Below are 15,475 nucleotides of genomic sequence, written 5' to 3' on the forward strand. Positions count from 1 at the left end.
CAGCAGCGGCCGACGCAGCGGCCGGATACGAGAAGGCGTGCGCTCGCGCGCACGCCATGTCTCGAGCTGGAACCTCTGACCTTAGCGACGGCCAGCCTGTTCCATGACTTCCTTGGCGAAGTCGACTTCTTCCTTCTCGATGCCTTCGCCCACTTCGAAGCGGGTAAAACCGAGCACTTCGCCACCGGCGGCCTTGGCATAGGCGGCGACGGTCTGGTTCGGATCCTTGACGAAGGGCTGCTCGGTCAGGCTGTTCTCGGCCAGGTACTTCTTCAGGCGGCCTTCGACCATCTTCTCGGCGATCTGCTCGGGCTTGCCGGCCATGTCGGGCTGGGCCAGGATGATCGCCTTCTCTTTGTCGAGCTGTTCCTGCGGCATGTCCTCGGGACGCGCCACGGCCGGATTGATGGCGGCCACGTGCATGGCGACATCCTTGGCCACGTCGGCGTTGCCACCCTTGAGCACGGTGAGCACACCAATGCGGCCACCGTGGACGTATTCGCCCACCAGCCCGCCTTTCGGCGCCTCGACGACGGCGCAACGACGCACACCGATGTTCTCGCCGATCTTCTGTACCAGCTGTTCGCGAGCGCTTTCAAGAGCGCCTTCCATCACGGCGGCGACGTCTTCGCTCTTGGCGGCGAAGAAGGCGTCGGCGACCTGATCGGCGAAAGCCTTGAAATTGTCGTCACGGGCGACGAAATCGGTCTCGGAATTGATCTCGACCACCACACCGTAGCTGCCGTCCTCGGCGACGCGGGTCGCCACGGCGCCTTCGGCGGCGGTACGGCCAGCCTTCTTGGCGGCCTTGAGGCCGGAGCTCTTGCGCAGGTTCTCGATGGCGACTTCGATGTCGCCGCCGGCTTCGGTGAGTGCCTTTTTACACTCCATCATGCCGAGCCCGGTACGCTCGCGCAGTTCCTTGACCTGGGAGGCGCTGATCGCTGCCATGGTATTCACCTCTTGATAGTGGAACCCGGTTCGGTTCGACCTGGGACCTGGGAATAAGGGCGCCGGACCCTGGGCCCGGTGAAATTCCACCCCGCCGGGGCGGGGGTAAAGAGGGCGATCGCACCCGGCGATCGCCTGCCCGGGGACGGCACTGCCGACCCGGGCCTTTCGCCGTTATTACTCGGCAGCGGCAGTCGCGTCGCCGCCTTCACCCTCGGTGACCTCGACGAACTCATCGGGGCGACCTTCCTTCGCACGCGCGCAGGCATCGGCGATAGCCCGAACGTAGATCTGGATGGCGCGAATGGAGTCATCGTTGCCGGGAATGACATAGTCGACGCCATCCGGATCGGAATTGGTATCCACCACGCCGATGACCGGAATGCCGAGTTTATTCGCCTCGTTGATGGCGATACGCTCGTGGTCGACATCGATCACGAACAGCGCGTCGGGCAGGCCACCCATCTCCTTGATACCACCGATGGAACGCTCGAGCTTGTCCTGCTCGCGGGTTGCCATCAGGACCTCTTTCTTGGTCAGCTTGTCGAAGGTGCCGTCCTCGCGCATGGTCTCGAGGTCACGCAGACGCTTGATCGACTGACGAATGGTCTTGTAGTTGGTCAGCATGCCACCGAGCCAGCGGTGGTTGACGAACGGCTGGCCGACCCGGTTGGCCTCTTCCTTGATGATCTTGCTCGCGCTGCGCTTGGTGCCGACGAACAGGATCTTGTTGTTGGCCGCCGCCATCTTCTCGACCACGTCGATGACCTCGTTCAAGGCCGGCAAGGTGTGCTCGAGATTGATGATGTGGATCTTGTTACGGGCACCGAAGATGAACTTGCCCATCTTCGGGTTCCAGTAGCGGGTCTGGTGACCGAAGTGTGCGCCTGCCTTGAGCAGGTCGCGCATATTGACATGTGCCATGGATGACTCCTGAAAAATCGGGTTAGGCCTCCACGCACCCCATGGATCCGACCGCCGGGATCGACCGACGGCACCCGGGACCATGTGCCGGTACGTGTGTGTTTTCAAGGCTGTAGAGTTACGGCTCGAACCGTCGATGCGCACAGGCGCTTCGCCGCTCTCGTCGCCGGCGCCATCGCTGCGCCTCGTTTGGGTCGGGCGAGGCCCAGCCGGGGGAGGCGATTGCAGGAAAGCGCGCGGCTTTATACCATAGTTCATCAGCGAGATGAAGTCGCCCGCCTTCGACCACGCCGGATACCGGCGCTGCAACCCCTCTGAAACGAGCATTCATGAACATACCCATCAAGACGCCCGACGAAATCGAGAAGATGCGCGAGGCCGGTCGCCAGGCCGCCAGCGTGCTGGAAATGATAGCACCGCATGTCACGGCCGGCGTGACCACCGGCGAGCTGGACCGTCTGTGCCACGATTACATCGTCGACGAATTGGGCTCCACGCCGGCGCCACTCAACTATCACGGCTTCCCCAAGTCGATCTGCACCTCGATCAATCACGTGGTCTGCCACGGCATCCCGGACCTCGCCAAGAAGCTCAAGAAAGGCGACATCATGAATATCGATGTCACCGTCAGGACCGCCGAGGGCTACCACGGCGACTCCAGCGCCATGTACATCGTCGGCGAGAACATTCAAGGCGAGCGGCTGTGTCGCGTCACCCAGGAGTGCCTGTATCGCAGCATCGCCCTGGTACGCCCCGGCGTGCGTCTGTCCGATCTGGCCCGCGCCATTCAGCGTCATGCCGAGGCCAACGGCTATTCGGTGGTGCGCGATTTCTGCGGCCATGGCATCGGTGCCGGCTTTCACGAGGACCCGCAAGTGCTGCACTATGACGGCTACGCGCCCGAGGCCGATGCGACCCTCGCCGCCGGCATGTGCCTTACCATCGAGCCGATGATCAATGTCGGCGGGCACCAGACCAAGGTGCTGCGCGACGGCTGGACTGCCGTCACTCGCGACAAGAGCCTGTCCGCGCAATGGGAGCATACGCTGCTGGTCACCGAGACCGGCGTCGAGGTGCTGACGGCGCGCCACGAGGAAGACTTCTCCTTCCTCGATCACTGAGCCGAGTCGCCATGCTCTTGCATCACTATCGCTTCGTGCCCGATGCATCGCTGTTCGATGCCGAGACTTTCCGTCGTGAGCTCGCCGGCACCCGCTCGCCCATCGCCCCCTTCAAGGCCGCCCTGCGCGACATCCAGAGCCGACTCGACGAGCGCTTTCGCGCCGGGGCCGACATTCGCGATCTGGTGCACGGCCGGGCCTGGTGCCTCGACCAACTGCTCGGCGTGGCGTGGTCGCTGCAAGAGTGGCCCGACGACGGCGTGGCACTGCTCGCCGTGGGCGGCTATGGCCGCGGCGAGTTGCATCCCCACTCCGATGTGGACCTGATGCTGCTGCTGGAGCACGACGACGACACGCCCTACCGCGAGGGGCTGACCGCCTTCATCACGCTGTTGTGGGACATCGGCCTGGAGATCGGCCACAGCGTACGCTCGCTTTCCGACTGCCAGCGCGAGGCCGAGGCCGACATCACGATCATCACCAACCTGATGGAGTCGCGCACCCTGGCCGGCCCCGAGCGCCTGCGTGACGCCATGAAATCACGCATCGCACCCAAGCGGATGTGGCCCGCCGACCGCTTCTTCGAGGCCAAGTGGCAGGAGCAGATCACCCGCCATCATCGCTTCAACAACTCCGAGTACCACCTCGAACCCAACATCAAGAGCTCGCCCGGCGGGCTGCGCGACATCCAGATGATCGGCTGGGTGGCCAAGCGCCATTTCGGCAGCCAGCGCTACGAGGATCTGGTGGCCGGCGGTTTCATGAACGACGCAGAGCTGCGCATCCTCAGCCAGGGCCAAGCCTTCTTGTGGCAGGTGCGCTATGCCTTGCATATGCTCACCGGTCGCGCCGAGGATCGCCTGCTGTTCGACCATCAGCGCACCATCGCCGAGCTGTTCGGCTTTCGCGACATCCCGGAACGACTCGCCGTCGAGCAGTTCATGAAACGCTACTATCGCCATGTCACGGCACTGGCGGGTCTCAACGACATGCTGCTGCAGCATTTCGACGAAGCGATCCTGCGCGGCGGCGAGCGACTGGAAATGCAACCCCTCAACGAGCGCTTCGTGATCGAGGGTGGCTACATCAAGGCGCGCCACCGCGCGGTCTTCCGCGAACACCCCTCGGCACTGCTCGAGCTGTTCCTGCTGATGGCCGAGCACCCCGAGATTGAAGGCGTGCGTGCCGACACCATTCGCCTGATCCGCGATCATCGTCACCAGATCGACGATTTCTACCGCGACGATGCCCATCATCAGCACCTGTTCATGTCACTGCTGCGCTCCAGCGGCAACGTGGCCCGCCAGCTCAGGCGCATGAACCGTTACGGCGTGCTGGGCAAATACCTGCCGGAGTTCGGCCGCGCGGTGGGGTTGATGCAGCACGACCTGTTCCACATCTATACCGTGGACGCGCATACCCTGCGCCTGCTCAAGTTCATCCAGCAATTTCGCAAGCCGGAAGCGCGCGACGAATATCCGGTGGCGGCGACGCTGGTGCACCAACTGCCCAAGCTGGAGCTGCTGTGGATCGCCGGCCTCTTCCACGACATCGGCAAGGGCCGCGGCGGCGATCACTCGGTCCTGGGCGCCCGGGACGTGGAGCGCTTCGCCGAGCGTCACGGACTATCGCAGCGCGATACGCGGTTGGTCAGCTGGCTGGTGGAGAATCATCTGGTGATGTCGATGGTGGCCCAGAAGCGGGACATCACCGACCCCGACGTGATCCGGGAATTCGCCGTCCTGGTCGGCGACGAGATTCGCCTGGACTATCTCTACGTGCTGACCGTGGCCGACATCAACGCCACCAACCCGACGCTATGGAACGGCTGGCGCGCTTCGTTGTTGCGTCAGCTTCATGCCGAGACCAAGCGTGCCCTGCGCCGCGGCCTGGACAATCCGCTCGACCGCGAGGAGTGGGTGCGCGAGACCCGCGGCGAGGCGCGCTCGCTGCTGGTCACGGTGGGCGCCGACATCGACCGGGTCGACCGCCTGTGGGAATCGCTCGGCGAAGAGTATTTCCTGCAGTATGCGCCCAGCGAGATCGCCTGGCAGACCATGGGCATCCTGGCCCACGGCGAATCTCCCCTGCCGTTGATCCTGATCAGCGCCCCCATCGATGACATGAGCGATGGCGGCACCAAGGTATTCATCCACACCCGCTCGGTGGACGACCTGTTCGCCGCCACCGCGGCCGCCATGGAGCAGCTCGGGCTCTCCATCCACGATGCGCGCATCGCCACCTCGAGCAACGACTGGACGCTCAATACCTTCATCGTGCTCGACGACCAGGGCCGCGCCATCCGCGACGCCCGGCGCATCGAGGAGATACGCGAGCACTTGGTGGAAGAGCTCGATGACCCGGACGACTACCCGCAGATCGTCACTCGCCACACACCGCGCCAGCTGCGCCACTTCAGGGTGCCCACCGAAGTGACCATCGAGCAGGATCCGGCTAACGATCGCACCCTGCTTGAGCTGACCGCCCCCGACCGCCCCGGCCTGCTGGCCCGGGTGGGGCGTATCTTCATGGAGCAGGGCATCGCCCTGTCGGCAGCCAAGATCGCCACCCTGGGTGAACGCGTCGAGGACGTCTTCTTCATTACCGACAAGACCGGCCAACCACTGACCGATCCGGAGCGCCAGCAGCGCCTTCGCGCGCGATTGATCGACGTGCTCGACGTGGCAGGGTGAGCCTGTCGCTCGTCGGTTTGAGGCGAGCCGGGGCCTTCCCTATAATCGTCCGTCTGCCCGTAATGACGATAACGACGCCGCTCACGGCGCCTGGACTCCGATGAACCCCGACCTCGATGCCCTGAAACCCTACCCCTTCGAGAAGCTTGCCGCCCTCAAGGTCGGCGTGACGCCTCCCGAAGGGCTGGCCCACATCCCGCTCACCATCGGCGAGCCGCAGCACGCGCCCTTTGCCGCCGCACTGGAAACTCTGCAGGCCCACCAACAGGCGTTCGCCCGCTATCCGGCGACCGCCGGGATTCATGAGCTGCGCATGGCGATCGCCGGCTGGGCCACGCGGCGCTTCGGGCTCGAAGGGCTCGATCCCGACCGTCAGGTGCTCCCGGTCAACGGCACGCGTGAGGCGATTTTCGCCTTCGTCCAGGCCGCACTGGACCGCACCCGGCCGGCGAAGGTCGCGGTGCCCAACCCCTTCTACCAGATCTACGAGGGCGCCACCCTGCTCGCCGGGGGCCGGCCGCTCTACCTGGACTGCCTCGCCGAGACCGGCTTTCGCCCCGATGTCGATGCCGTGCCGGCCGATACCTGGCGCGAGGTGCAGATCGTCTTCCTCTGCTCGCCGGGCAATCCCACCGGCGCGGTGACGCCGCGGACCGAATTCGAAAAGCTCATCGCGCTTGCCGACGAGTTCGATTTCATCATTGCCTCCGACGAGTGTTACTCCGAACTCTACCTCGACGAGAGCGCCCCGCCGCCGGGGCTGCTCGAGGCGTGCGCTGCCCTCGGCCGGCACGACTATCGCCGCTGCCTGGTGTTCCACTCGCTCTCCAAGCGCTCCAACCTGCCGGGACTGCGCTCAGGGTTCGTGGCGGGCGACGCCGCACTGATCGCCCCGTTCAAGCGCTACCGCACCTATCATGGCGGCGCCATGTCGCTGCCGCTGCAGCACGCCTCGATCACCGCCTGGAACGACGAGGCCCACGTGCGGGCCAACCGCGACGCCTATCGCGAGAAGTTCGCCGCCGTGACCGACATCCTCGCTCCAATCCTTGAATTTCCTATACCCGAGGCCAGTTTCTATCTATGGCCGGCGGTGCCGGGAGGAGACGACGAGACTTTCACCCGCTCGCTGTTTGCCGAGGAGCATGTCAGCGTACTGCCCGGCGCCTACATGGGTCGCGAGAGCAATGACGGCTCCCATCCCGGGCGCGGGCGGGTACGCCTGGCACTGGTGGCCGAACTCGAAGCAACGGTAGAAGCCGCCCATCGCATTCGCCGTTTCATTGAAAGGAGCTCATGATGGCAACGCTCTTCGTGATCAAGAATTGCGATACCTGCCGCAAGGCACGCCAGGCGCTGGACGAGAAGGGCCTGCCCTACCAGGTTCATGACCTGCGGGAGGACGGTCTTTCCGCGGCGCTGCTAGAACACATCCTCGAGCGCGTCCCGGTGATGGAGGCCATCAACCGGCGCAGCACCACCTGGCGCAACCTCCCCGAGGAGGACAAGCAGGACATTGACGCCAACAAGGCTCGCGCACTGCTCATGGCGAATCCCACCCTGCTCAAGCGACCGCTGCTCGATACCGGCGACGAGATTCGCGTTGGCTATCGCGACGGCGACTATGACGATCTCAAGGGCTGATGCCCCCCGACACGACGTGAGGACACCAAATGCTGAGTTTTGCCTTCGGTATCGGCACCCAGAACACCCAGGGCGATTGGCTGGAGATCTACTATCCGGCACCGCTGCTCAAGCCCGATGCCAGCCTGGTGGAGGCCGTCGGCAAGGTACTCGACGTCCCCGCCGGCAACAGTGCCGTCAGCTTCCTGCCCGAGCACTGCACCGCACTCGGCGCCGCGCTCAGGGAAGCCGGCCATACCGCCCAAGCGGAACTGGCCGAAGCGCTGGCGGCCAGCCAGCGGCCGCTGGTCGCCATGTTCCTGGAAACCGACCTGCCGCCGCAGAGCGCCCCGGAGGTCTACCTCAAGCTGCATCTGCTGTCGCATCGCCTGGTCAAGCCGCACGGCGTCGACCTGACCGGCATGTTCGGCCTGCTGCGCAATGTCGCCTGGACCAGTGAAGGGCCGATCGATATCGAGGAGCTCCCGGCCCGCCGTCTCAAAGCGCGCCTGGCGGGTCGCCCCCTGTCGGTGGATTGCGTCGACAAGTTCCCCAAGATGACCGACTACGTGGTGCCCAGCGGCGTGCGCATCGCCGACACCGCCCGGGTGCGCCTGGGCGCCTACCTGGGCGAAGGCACTACCGTCATGCATGAAGGCTTCGTCAACTTCAATGCCGGCACCGAGGGCCCCGGCATGATCGAGGGCCGCATTTCCGCCGGCGTCATGGTGGGCAAGGGCTCCGACCTGGGGGGTGGCTGCTCCACCATGGGCACGCTCTCCGGCGGCGGCAACATTGTCATCAAGGTGGGCGAGGGCTGCCTGATCGGCGCCAACGCCGGTATCGGTATTCCGCTGGGCGATCGTTGCACCGTGGAGGCCGGGCTCTATATCACCGCCGGCGCCAAGGTGACGTTGTTGGACGACCAGGGCCAAGAGGTCAAGACCGTGGCAGCGCGCGAGCTGGCCGGCCAGAGCGACCTGTTGCTGCGCCGCAACTCGCAGAACGGTCGCATCGAGTGCCTGACCAACAAGAGCGCCATCGCATTGAACGAAGCGCTGCACGCCCACAACTGAGGCGCGAAGGTGGCGTCACCCGGCGCCGCCCGCCCCTTCCGGGATTCTGAATGTCCTCGACGACGACCTCCGACCTCTCCCCCACCCTGGCCCTGGCCACGGAGCTGATCCGCCGCCCTTCGGTGACGCCCGACGACTGTGGCTGTCAGGCGCTGATGATCGAACGCCTGGAACGGCTCGGCTTCCATATCGAGCGCCTGCCCTTCGGCGACGTGGAAAATTTCTGGGCCACGCATGGTCATCACGGCCCGGTGCTGGCCTTCGCCGGCCATACCGACGTGGTGCCGAGCGGACCCCATGTACACTGGCAGACGCCGCCGTTCGAGCCCGTCATCGACGCGGACGGCATGCTGTGCGGTCGCGGCTCGGCCGATATGAAAGGCAGCCTGGCAGCGATGATCACTGCCGTGGAGCGCTTCGTCGGCGCTCACCCCGACCATCACGGCCGCATCGCCTTTCTCATCACTTCCGATGAAGAAGGCCCCGCGGTGGATGGCACCCGGGCGGTGGTCGAGCATTTGCGCGAGCGCAACGAGCGCCTCGACTACTGCATCGTCGGCGAACCCTCCTCCACCGACCTGCTCGGCGACGTGATCAAGAACGGACGGCGCGGCTCGCTGGGCGGCGTACTGCATGTCAAGGGCATCCAGGGCCACGTGGCCTACCCTCATTTGGCGCGCAATCCGATTCACCAGACGATGCCGGCACTGGATGCGCTTGTGCGGGAGCACTGGGACAGCGGCAACGATTTCTTTCCGGCCACCAGTTTCCAGATTTCCAATCTTCGCGCCGGCACCGGCGCCACCAACGTCATTCCCGGCGACGTGGAAGTGGTGTTCAACTTCCGCTTCTCCACCGAGGTGACCCATGAGCAGCTTCGAGCACGCACCGAGGCGATCCTCGATGCCCACGGCCTCGAGTACCAGCTCGACTGGACGCTCAACGGCGAGCCCTTCCTGACGGCCGAGGGCGAATTGGTGGAGGCCGCCCTCCACGGGGTGGAGACGGTGCTCGGCCGTCAGCCCCGTCTCTCGACCAGCGGCGGCACGTCCGATGGTCGTTTCATTGCCACGCTGGGTAGTCAGGTAGTAGAACTGGGACCACGCAACGCCACCATTCACCAGGCCAACGAGTGCGTGCGCGCCGCCGATCTCGACGATCTGAGCCGAGTCTATGAAGCCATTCTGGCCCGGCTCCTTGTCAACGGCAGTGCCCAGCCCTGAGTGCCCGAGGAAGAACGCCATGCCAGACCAGCACCACAGCGATACGCGCTATCCGGACATCGAGATCTACCTCCGCCAGGCACCGCTGGATACCTTGAATGCCTGGCTGGGCGAGACGCTGGATGCCGCTCCGCTGCGCGCCGCGGGACGCAACAAGTGGCAAACCCGCGGTCACCGTGGTGGACACAGCGTGCCGGTGTTGCTGGTCGAGAAGGCCGCCGACGGCTTCGCCAGCCTGTGGTTCGACAGCGACCATACCCCCTGGCAGCGCGACACCGACTGCGCTCGCGAAGCCGCCGGCCGGCTCGGCTGCGAGGTGCGCTGCTCGCTGGGTGGCTGGCAGCCCGGCGACGACCCCGATCGCTTCTGGCGCGTGCTGCCCGACGGCAGCGAAGGCGTCATCGACTGGCCCGATTCCGGCCAGTGACCCGAAACGACATCGCCCCGCATGTTCGAAACATGCGGGGCGATGTTCTTGACTAGCTTGCGAAAGCTGGCGAGCGAAGGTCAGGGCTAGGCCCGTTTCCTACGGGCCGACGCACTTCCCACATCCCCGTGGGTCGCAAGGCAAAAATCGGTGACAAATCGGCATGGAAAGCCGATTTGGGCAGCTCCGCTGTTCGAAGAGCGAGCGACAGGGATGTCGCGATCCATAGACGGAGTTTGCTGTTGCAAATGAGTACCTTGACCCGATTTTTAATGCAGTATGACCGAGCGCAGCCGCTTTCTACCACCTAAGTAATGACGGTGACGTCGTCGGCTTGAAGCCCCCTCTCATTCTCGATCACGTGATAGCGCACCTTTTGCCCCTCGGCCAGGGTGCGATGCCCACGACCGCGGATGGCGCGGAAGTGCACGAACACGTCCTCGCCGCTCTCGCGCTTGATGAAACCGTAGCCCTTGTTGACGTTGAACCACTTGACCTCGCCAATCTCGCGATCGTCATTCTCCACCGCGGCCAGCACCGCCAGCTGCGGGCTCAGCGCATGGGTGGCCAACGTGGCGATGAGCAGCAGTACGAAGACGGCGGCGACCACGGCGAGATAGGCCGCCGCGACACCGCCGACTTCCAGTAGGGTGAGGAGTTGGCGAGGCAGGCCGACATCGGCCAGGCCGAGGGAGAGGGCGACCAGTAGCGGCGCCGGAGCGGCCAGCAACAGGCTAATCAGCGTGCAGCGAAAGATAACCTTGCGATTCATGGATCCGTATTGCTCACTTGTTGTGTGGAAATGATGAAACAGGAAGTCCGATGACGACACGGCCAGAAGCCCCACCGCCCGACGAAGGTGTCACGATGAACAGTGACACGCAGCGCGACGATTCTAGCATGAGCCTTTCTCAGGCGCTCGCTGCCCGTTTTGAGGAACTGGAGAGCCGCATCGCCTACCAGGAGCACTGGTTGGAGACGCTGGACGAAGCCGTGGCCAGCCAGGAACGACGCCTGGCCCAGCTTGAACGGATCAATGCCCTGATGCAGAAAACGCTGCGCGAACAGCAGCGCGCGCTGCAGGAAGCGGACATGACGGCACCCGGTCCGCAGGACGAGATGCCGCCGCACTACTGAAGGGGAAGCCAGCCTATGGCGTCTCTTAACGACAAGGCGCGCAGCGCCGGTCTTCGCCCTTCAGGCGGCAAAGCCGCGTTTACAACTCGTCTAGGTATCGCTCCGCATCCAGCGCCGCCATGCAGCCGGTGCCTGCGGAAGTCACCGCCTGTCGATAGACGTGATCCATGACGTCGCCGGCAGCGAATACACCCGGCACGCTGGTGGCGGTGGCGTTGCCCTCGAGGCCGGACTTGACCTTGATGTAGCCGTCGTGCATCTCGAGCTGCCCCTCGAAGATACCGGTGTTCGGGCTGTGGCCGATGGCGATGAACACGCCGGGTACCTCGAGCTCCTTCACGCTGCCATCGACGGTGGAGCGGATACGCACGCCGGTCACCCCGCTGGCATCGCCCAGCACTTCCTCCACTACGTGATTCCATTCGAGCGCCACATTGCCGCCTTCGGCCTTTTCGCGCAGCCGATCCTGCAGGATCTTCTCCGCGCGCAGGGTATCGCGGCGGTGCACCAGGGTCACCTTGGAGGCGATGTTCGACAGGTACAGGGCTTCCTCCACGGCGGTATTGCCACCGCCCACCACCACGACTTCCTTGTTGCGGTAGAAGAAACCGTCGCAGGTGGCGCAGGCCGAGACGCCCTGGCCCATGAACTGCTGTTCGGAGGGCAACCCCAGGTAACGGGCGCTGGCACCGGTGGCAATGATCAACGCATCGCAAGTGTAGGTGCCGGTGTCACCCTTGAGCGTGAAGGGCCGGCTTCGCAGCTCCACCTCGTGAATGTGGTCGAACAGCACCTCGGTATCGAAACGTTCGGCGTGACGTTTCATGCGCTCCATGAGTTCCGGTCCCTGGACGCCGGCATCGTCGCCGGGCCAATTGTCCACGTCGGTGGTGGTGGTCAACTGGCCGCCGGCCTGGATGCCGGTGATCAGCACCGGCTTGAGATTGGCCCGCGCCGCGTAGACGGCGGCGGTATAGCCGGCCGGGCCGGAGCCGAGAATGATCAGGCGTTCGTGACGCGCTTCGCTCATGCGGAGAACCTCGCAACTGGCTAACGGGATGAGACGTAGAATGGCGCGCCCGGCGACACGCTAGCCGCAGCCGACCGGGGCAGCGAATGTTCCCATTGTACCAGCACCCGACGCCAAGCGGGGTGATGTCGCACGGCGTCCGTTACAGGACTTCGTCGTCGCGTCCCAGGGCCAGCCCCTCGAGTTCGCCGCTGACCGAGACCATCACGCGCAGTTGGATCGGCGAACAGCAATAAGGACAATCCTCCCATGTCTCGTGGCTACCCTGGGAGATGTCGATCAACAGATCGAAGGGCATATCGCAGTAGGGGCAGTTCACCGGGTGACTGTCGAGATGCGCTTCGTGCATTGCAAATCTCCTTGCCGCGGCGTCTTCACGACGCGGCACATCCGCTCACGGACAGCATAGAAACGTTGGGCAGCGCTTGAAAGGGAGACCTATCATGACCATGTGTTAAAGACGAGAATACGAAAAGGACCGTTCTCAACCGTGACAGGAGGCCCTCATGAGCCGTGACGAGATGCCGGATACCCTGCAGACGCTGGATGCCGGCGGCACCACCTATCACTACTACAGCCTGCCGAAGGCGGCCGATGCGCTGGGTCGTATCGACCGGCTGCCGAAGACGCTGAAGATTCTGCTGGAGAATCAGCTGCGCTTCGCCAGTGACCCGAGCGTGGCGCGAGAGGATCTCCAGGCGCTGGTCGACTGGCAGCAGGGGGGGCGCTCCGACCGCGAGATCGGCTACCGCCCGGCACGCGTGCTGATGCAGGACTTCACCGGCGTGCCCGCCGTGGTGGACTTGGCCTCCATGCGCGCTGCAGTGCAGAAGCTTGGCGAGGATCCCTCGCGCATCAACCCGTTGTCGCCGGTGGACCTGGTCATCGACCACTCGGTGATGGTCGACAAGTTCGGCAACCCCACCGCCTTCAAGGATAACGTTGCCATCGAGATGGAGCGCAACCGCGAACGCTACGAGTTCCTGCGCTGGGGTCAGCAGGCGTTCGACAACTTCAGCGTGGTGCCGCCGGGTACCGGCATCTGTCACCAGGTCAACCTCGAGTACCTGGGCCGAGCGGTGTGGAGCAAGGAAGAGGACGGAAAGACATTCGCCTATCCCGATACCTTGGTGGGTACCGACTCCCATACCACCATGATCAACGGTCTGGGTGTGCTCGGCTGGGGCGTCGGCGGCATCGAGGCCGAAGCCGCCATGCTCGGCCAGCCGGTGTCGATGCTGATACCCGAGGTGGTGGGTTTCAAGCTTACCGGCAAGCTCCGTGAGGGCATCACCGCCACCGACCTGGTGCTCACCGTCACCCAGATGCTGCGCAACCACGGAGTGGTCGGCAAGTTCGTCGAGTTCTACGGCGACGGCCTGGCCGACCTGCCGCTGGCCGACCGCGCCACCATCGGCAACATGGCGCCCGAGTACGGCGCTACCTGCGGTTTCTTCCCGGTCGACGAGGAGACCCTCGAGTACATGCGCCTGACCGGACGCGACGCGGTTCAGATCGAGCTGGTCGAGGCCTACTGCAAGGCTCAGGGACTCTGGCGCGAGCCGGGCGACGAGCCAATCTTCAGCGACGCCCTGCATCTCGACCTCGGCGATGTCGAAGCCAGCCTGGCCGGCCCCAAGCGTCCACAGGACCGGGTCGCACTGAAGGACATGAAGGCAACCTTCGAGAAGCTCATGGAGGGAGAGAACGGCGGCAAGCCGCTCCCCAGCGAGGAAAAGGGCCGACTGTTCTCCGAAGGCGGCCAGACCGCGGTCGGCGTACACGAGAGCTACGAGCACCACGACAGCCAGAACGTCGAGTTGGACGGCGAGCAGTTCATGCTCAACCCCGGCGCCGTGGTAATCGCCGCCATCACCTCCTGCACCAACACCTCCAACCCCAGCGTGATGATGGCCGCCGGGCTGCTGGCGCGCAACGCCCGCGCCAAGGGGCTCAGGACCAAGCCATGGGTGAAGCCTTCACTGGCACCCGGCTCCAAGGTGGTGACGGAGTACTTTCAGGCTGCCGGCGTCCAGGAGGACCTCGACGCCCTTGGCTTCAACCTGGTGGGCTACGGCTGCACCACCTGTATCGGCAACTCCGGCCCGCTGCCGCCGCCCATCGAGAAAGCGATCGAGGACGGCGACCTCACCGTGGCCTCGGTGCTCTCCGGTAACCGCAACTTCGAGGGGCGCATTCATCCACTGGTGAAAACCAACTGGCTCGCCTCGCCGCCGCTGGTGGTGGCTTACGCCCTGGCCGGCAACGTGCGCCTGGATCTCAGCAGTGAACCGCTGGGCGAGGACCCGGACGGCAATCCGGTCTACCTGCAGGATATCTGGCCCTCCCAGGCCGATATCGCCAGCGCCGTGGAGAAGGTCAAGACCGAGATGTTCCGCAAGGAGTATGCCGAGGTGTTCGAGGGCGACGAGACCTGGAAGGCCCTGCAGGTACCGCAGAGCCAGGTCTATGAATGGTCGCCCTCCTCCACCTACATCCAGCACCCGCCCTTCTTCGAGGGCATGGGCCGCGAGCCCGAGCCCATCGAGGACGTCGAGAACGCCCATATCCTCGCTCTGCTGGGCGACTCGGTGACCACCGACCACATCTCGCCGGCCGGTGCCATCAAGCCCGACAGTCCCGCAGGGCGCTATCTGCAGGAACGCGGCATCAAGCCGGTGGATTTCAATTCCTACGGCTCCCGCCGCGGCAATCACGAGGTGATGATGCGCGGCACCTTCGCCAACGTGCGCATTCGCAACGAGATGCTTGAGGGTGTGATCGGCGGCGAGACCCGTCACGTGCCCAGTGGCGAGCAGATGGCCATCTATGACGCGGCCATGAGATATCAGGAAAAGGGGACGCCGCTGGTAGTGGTGGCCGGCAAGGAATACGGTACCGGTTCCTCTCGTGACTGGGCGGCCAAGGGCACCCGACTGCTTGGGGTGCGCGCCGTGCTCGCCGAATCCTACGAGCGAATCCACCGCTCCAACCTGATCGGCATGGGCGTAGTGCCGCTGCAGTTCCCCGAGGGCGAGGATCGAAAGAGCCTCGGCCTGACCGGCGACGAGACGATCTCCATCGAAGGTCTGGCCAGCCTCACCCCAGGCGGCAGGGTGACGGTCACCATCAAGAGCGAAAAGGGCGAAAAACGTATCGAAGCCCTGTGCCGCATCGATACTGCCAACGAGCTGGAGTACTACCGCCACGGCGGTATCCTCCACTACGTGTTGCGGCGGATGATCGGCGCGGTGTGAAGCGAGCCTTCAC

14 protein-coding genes are annotated in these 15,475 nt (G+C 64.6%); 9 read left to right on the forward strand and 5 right to left on the reverse strand.

Annotated features, from left to right (window positions below; all coding sequences use genetic code 11):
* Positions 1-81: 81 nt before the first annotated feature.
* On the reverse strand, positions 82-951 hold the full coding sequence (tsf, locus tag F0A17_RS12695; RefSeq protein ID WP_149328695.1) for a translation elongation factor Ts: 870 nt from the start codon (positions 949-951) through the stop codon (positions 82-84).
* Between the two features lie 177 nt (positions 952-1,128).
* The gene (gene rpsB, locus F0A17_RS12700; protein ID WP_149328696.1) at positions 1,129-1,875 is read right to left on the reverse strand and encodes a 30S ribosomal protein S2; all 747 of its coding nucleotides are present in this window, start codon (positions 1,873-1,875) and stop codon (positions 1,129-1,131) included.
* Positions 1,876-2,204: 329 nt separating this feature from the next.
* On the opposite strand from rpsB, the gene map reads away from it, so the two are divergent.
* The 7 genes from map to F0A17_RS12735 all read left to right on the forward strand — a co-directional run bounded on the left by map (position 2,205) and on the right by F0A17_RS12735 (position 10,038).
* Positions 2,205-2,996 carry a type I methionyl aminopeptidase gene (map, locus tag F0A17_RS12705; RefSeq protein ID WP_149328697.1) on the forward strand — a complete coding sequence of 264 codons (792 nt, stop codon included), beginning with the start codon at positions 2,205-2,207 and terminating at the stop codon, positions 2,994-2,996.
* Between the two features lie 11 nt (positions 2,997-3,007).
* Positions 3,008-5,689 carry a [protein-PII] uridylyltransferase gene (locus F0A17_RS12710; RefSeq protein WP_149328698.1) on the forward strand — a complete coding sequence of 894 codons (2,682 nt, stop codon included), beginning with the start codon at positions 3,008-3,010 and terminating at the stop codon, positions 5,687-5,689.
* 100 nt (positions 5,690-5,789) lie between these two features.
* Positions 5,790-6,989, forward strand: coding sequence for a succinyldiaminopimelate transaminase (gene dapC, locus F0A17_RS12715; protein ID WP_149328699.1), 1,200 nt, complete (start codon positions 5,790-5,792; stop codon positions 6,987-6,989).
* Positions 6,989-7,333, forward strand: a complete 345-nt coding sequence (locus F0A17_RS12720; protein WP_149328700.1) for a Spx/MgsR family RNA polymerase-binding regulatory protein — start codon at positions 6,989-6,991, stop codon at positions 7,331-7,333. Before dapC ends, F0A17_RS12720 begins: the two co-directional genes overlap by 1 nt.
* 29 nt (positions 7,334-7,362) lie before the next feature.
* Positions 7,363-8,388, forward strand: a complete 1,026-nt coding sequence (gene dapD, locus F0A17_RS12725) for a 2,3,4,5-tetrahydropyridine-2,6-dicarboxylate N-succinyltransferase (RefSeq protein ID WP_149328701.1) — start codon at positions 7,363-7,365, stop codon at positions 8,386-8,388.
* 50 nt (positions 8,389-8,438) lie between these two features.
* Positions 8,439-9,611: a succinyl-diaminopimelate desuccinylase gene (dapE, locus tag F0A17_RS12730; RefSeq protein WP_149328702.1), complete on the forward strand. Its 1,173-nt coding sequence runs from the start codon at positions 8,439-8,441 to the stop codon at positions 9,609-9,611.
* A 19-nt stretch (positions 9,612-9,630) separates the two neighbouring features.
* The gene (locus tag F0A17_RS12735) at positions 9,631-10,038 is read left to right on the forward strand and encodes a hypothetical protein (protein WP_149328703.1); all 408 of its coding nucleotides are present in this window, start codon (positions 9,631-9,633) and stop codon (positions 10,036-10,038) included.
* A 307-nt stretch (positions 10,039-10,345) separates the two neighbouring features.
* Here the strand turns inward: F0A17_RS12735 and F0A17_RS20955 are convergent, their stop codons facing one another.
* On the reverse strand, positions 10,346-10,810 hold the full coding sequence (locus tag F0A17_RS20955) for a cold-shock protein (RefSeq protein ID WP_149328704.1): 465 nt from the start codon (positions 10,808-10,810) through the stop codon (positions 10,346-10,348).
* A 128-nt stretch (positions 10,811-10,938) separates the two neighbouring features.
* On the opposite strand from F0A17_RS20955, the gene F0A17_RS12745 reads away from it, so the two are divergent.
* Positions 10,939-11,175 (forward strand): SlyX family protein, encoded by a 237-nt coding sequence (locus F0A17_RS12745; protein ID WP_228716904.1) that lies wholly within the window; start codon positions 10,939-10,941, stop codon positions 11,173-11,175.
* Positions 11,176-11,254: 79 nt separating this feature from the next.
* On the opposite strand, the gene trxB is transcribed toward F0A17_RS12745, so the two are convergent.
* Together trxB and F0A17_RS12755 are read right to left on the reverse strand one after the other, a co-directional pair.
* A complete protein-coding gene (gene trxB / locus F0A17_RS12750; RefSeq protein ID WP_149328706.1) occupies positions 11,255-12,205 on the reverse strand; it encodes a thioredoxin-disulfide reductase in 951 nt (316 codons plus the stop codon).
* Positions 12,206-12,347: 142 nt separating this feature from the next.
* Positions 12,348-12,554 (reverse strand): CPXCG motif-containing cysteine-rich protein, encoded by a 207-nt coding sequence (locus F0A17_RS12755; RefSeq protein ID WP_149328707.1) that lies wholly within the window; start codon positions 12,552-12,554, stop codon positions 12,348-12,350.
* Between the two features lie 157 nt (positions 12,555-12,711).
* Between F0A17_RS12755 and acnA the strand changes: the two genes are divergently transcribed.
* Positions 12,712-15,462, forward strand: a complete 2,751-nt coding sequence (acnA, locus tag F0A17_RS12760; RefSeq protein WP_149328708.1) for an aconitate hydratase AcnA — start codon at positions 12,712-12,714, stop codon at positions 15,460-15,462.
* The last annotated feature ends 13 nt before the right edge of the window (positions 15,463-15,475 follow it).

The organism is Billgrantia pellis (assembly GCF_008297955.1).
GTDB lineage: Bacteria > Pseudomonadota > Gammaproteobacteria > Pseudomonadales > Halomonadaceae > Halomonas > Halomonas pellis.